We start from the raw sequence: 2,801 nt of genomic DNA on the forward strand, positions 1-2,801 counted from the left end.
AGCTAGGAGGGGCCGATGACTAGAATCTTAGCGATGTACGCTTTTCATTTGAAACAGTACTGTCGGAATTCTTACTTTGTCTTTTTGGTCCTGACCAGTACTCTCGGAATTCTGTTCTTAAAATATTTGTTAGCCTATGCCCGTCAGATGGACCTAGGGCAGGGCGATATTGTCACTGCCGGTATTTTTGGAATGTGGTCGAGTACGGTGACGGCGGCCGGTAGTCTTCATTTTCAACGGAGCCAGGGAGTTTTGGTTTATCTCGTTAATAGTGGTGAGTCGGCAGCGGTTAATTTGTTAGCCCTGGTTAGCTCGGCAGCGACCTTTGGCCTATTGGCCTTTCCCTTGGCCCAGGGCGCGGCCTGGATTTTGAATGCGGGACGCTATGTTGGTTTTTTGGAAGGGCACTGGTTATTAGTCGGCATGTTTTGGTTGGGATCGTTGCCGATTTCTTATGTCTTGGCCCAACTATTTTTGTTGTCAAAGAATGCCTTCGTCTATGAGGAACTCTTTGTTCTGCCACTGATGGTGGTTCTCGGCCTGTTTTCGAAGCAAAATCAGATTGGAACTTTTGGTCAAATCGTGCCGGTTTGGTATCCTATCCAGGTCTTGCAAGATCGACTGACTTGGTCTTGGAGTGCCGGGCTGGTTTGGCTGGCGGTGACTGGGCTTTGGTTAGCGGTTGCGGCTGTGCTCTTACGGTTGATTTTGAAAAAAATCCATGTGACCAGTGAAATTGAGGTCTTTTAAGATGCTAAAGGTAATGTTAAAAAATCTATCAATTTTTGCTTCCTGGCGGACCCAGGTGGTGACTTTAGTTTTGGAACCAATTTTTACGGTCATGTTTTATCGCCAGCTTAACCCCAATTCGAATCAGACCCAGATGGTGGTGTCGGCCATCATTTTGACCATGCTGACCCAATTCATCACGGTCTATGCCCAAGTTTTCGTCAAGGCCCAGGTCAATGGCATCTTGCTAGATATCTTTGGTCATTGGTCGACCTTTTGGCGGTTCCAATGGCGGGCAGTGACAGTCGCTGCTTTGGTTGCTGGTGGTCAGGGGCTGGTCATCGGCGGACTTTATGGGGCAATTCAGAAGACCTTCCTGGTTTCTGGCTGGCAGGTACTCGAAATTGTGGTAGTTTCCCTGGTTGTCTCTAGTGTGGTCACGCCAGTCTTTGTGATTCAGTCCCTGGGTCGGGCCAATCCCTACTTTGGGACCAACCTCCTGGTTGGCATCCTACCCTTTATTTCGGCGACCCTCTTGCCGATTAGCGTCTACCCGCAATGGTTGGCCACCCTGTCTTACCTCAGTCCTTATTGGCTAATCCAAAATATTGTTTGGACGGGACAAGTATCGTGGCCGTTGGTCATCCTATACTCGGCGAGCTACGGATTAGTCGGGGCCTTGATATGTCAGCGAAAGCGCCGCCAGCTCTTGCAAAATTAAATTAACGATTGTTTGTAAATCAAAGTCTGACCGGGCTTTGATTTTTTTTTGCCCGGGGTGCTTGCTCAGGTCAGCCGGAAATTTGACATCTTTGGTATAATGAAAGAAATAAGTTTGACTATGCGCAACGGGCAGAGTTGGACAGCGATAGAAAAGAGTTAGGAAGACTGATGATTAAGAAGAATTTAGTCAAAGCAAACCTGAGTGGTGACCGGATTGGCGTCTTTTTTGGGACCCTGGCACCGATGCACATTGGCCACCAGGCCGAAATTTATAAGGCCGCAGCCCTAAACGATGGGGTGGTGGTGATTGCCTCCGGCTATACCGGCGACCGTGGCGACCAGATTGGCCTCTCGGTGGAGAAGCGTTTCCGTTATTTGCGGGAAGCCTTTAACGACGAGGATAATATCAAGGTAGATTACATCAACGAAGACGATATTCCCCAAATGCCTAATGGTTGGCAGGAATGGACTGACCGGTTAACGGCCACAATCCAGCGGAACATCGTTAACCCCAACGCCCAGATTACTTTGTACACCGGTGAAGCTGACTACAAGGAAATGCTGGAAAAAATGTTGCCCCAAGACGGTCGGTTCCGCGTTTCTTTGATGGACCGGACGATTTTGAAGGTTTCGGCTACGGCCGTCCGTAATGATCCGCTCGGTAACTGGGATTACATTAACCGTGTTTTCCGGCGCCACTTTGCTAAGAAAATTTTGGTGGTTGGGGCACCCTTAACGGGGAAGTCGACCTTGACCCGGCGGTTGGCCCGGACATCGAATTCACCCTTCTCGGTGGAATTTTCCCGGACCTACCAAGAAAAGTCGAATGTCTTGGAGAGCGAACTGTTGCTCAAAGATTATTCGCGGATTATCCAGGGCCAGTATGATGCCAACTCGGATGAAATTAACTCACCAGCCAACAATGGTTTGACTTTCTTTGATACCGATGCGATGGTCACGATGGCTGAAGCCCGGGCTTGGTTGCCAGCAGGTGACCTCGACCAGCTTTTACCACTCTTTGATAACACGATTCGTGAAGAGGACTTGGACTTGATCTTGGTCATCCCACCAACGGTTGCCGTCTGGAATGGTGGGGATGCCGAGGAAAGTGCCGAATTTGACCGTCACCTCTGGGACATCATGACCGAATATGGTTTTGCCGATAAGGCCGTGATGTTGGACCGGGTTGGGGGCGTTGATGATGAAGCCGGCTACTACGCCCGCTATATCCAAGCCCTCGAAATTATCGAGGACAAGGTCGGAATTAATTTGACCAAGGTTTAATAGCGACCACCGGCCGAATAATAAGTAATGTAGCAATTATTTCTACCATGGTCAGTTCGCTGGCC

At 49.3% G+C, this 2,801-nt stretch carries 3 protein-coding genes; all 3 read left to right on the plus strand.

All coding sequences use genetic code 11. From position 1 onward, the window contains the following. Nucleotides 1-15: 15 nt before the first annotated feature. The 3 genes from AOQ29_RS05000 to AOQ29_RS05010 all read left to right on the plus strand — a co-directional run bounded on the left by AOQ29_RS05000 (nt 16) and on the right by AOQ29_RS05010 (nt 2,736). The gene (locus AOQ29_RS05000) at nt 16-750 is read left to right on the plus strand and encodes a hypothetical protein (RefSeq protein ID WP_114674993.1); all 735 of its coding nucleotides are present in this window, start codon (nt 16-18) and stop codon (nt 748-750) included. 13 nt (nt 751-763) lie between these two features. Continuing rightward, entirely contained in the window at nt 764-1,450 is a 687-nt protein-coding gene (locus tag AOQ29_RS05005) for a hypothetical protein (RefSeq protein ID WP_148666488.1), read from the plus strand. A gap of 170 nt (nt 1,451-1,620) precedes the next feature. Then, nucleotides 1,621-2,736, plus strand: coding sequence for an AAA family ATPase (locus AOQ29_RS05010; RefSeq protein WP_061993423.1), 1,116 nt, complete (start codon nt 1,621-1,623; stop codon nt 2,734-2,736). Nucleotides 2,737-2,801: the final 65 nt, after the last annotated feature.

Origin of the sequence: Fructobacillus ficulneus (genome assembly GCF_001047075.2) — a bacterium.
GTDB lineage: Bacteria > Bacillota > Bacilli > Lactobacillales > Lactobacillaceae > Fructobacillus > Fructobacillus ficulneus.

Bases quoted from the DNA above. Each gene is read 5' to 3' on its own strand.
- AOQ29_RS05000 (WP_114674993.1), top strand. From the start codon at position 16: ATGACTAGAATCTTAGCGATGTACGCTTTTCATTTGAAACAGTACTGT.
- AOQ29_RS05010 (WP_061993423.1), top strand. From the start codon at position 1,621: ATGATTAAGAAGAATTTAGTCAAAGCAAACCTGAGTGGTGACCGGATT.
- AOQ29_RS05005 (WP_148666488.1), top strand. From the start codon at position 764: ATGTTAAAAAATCTATCAATTTTTGCTTCCTGGCGGACCCAGGTGGTG.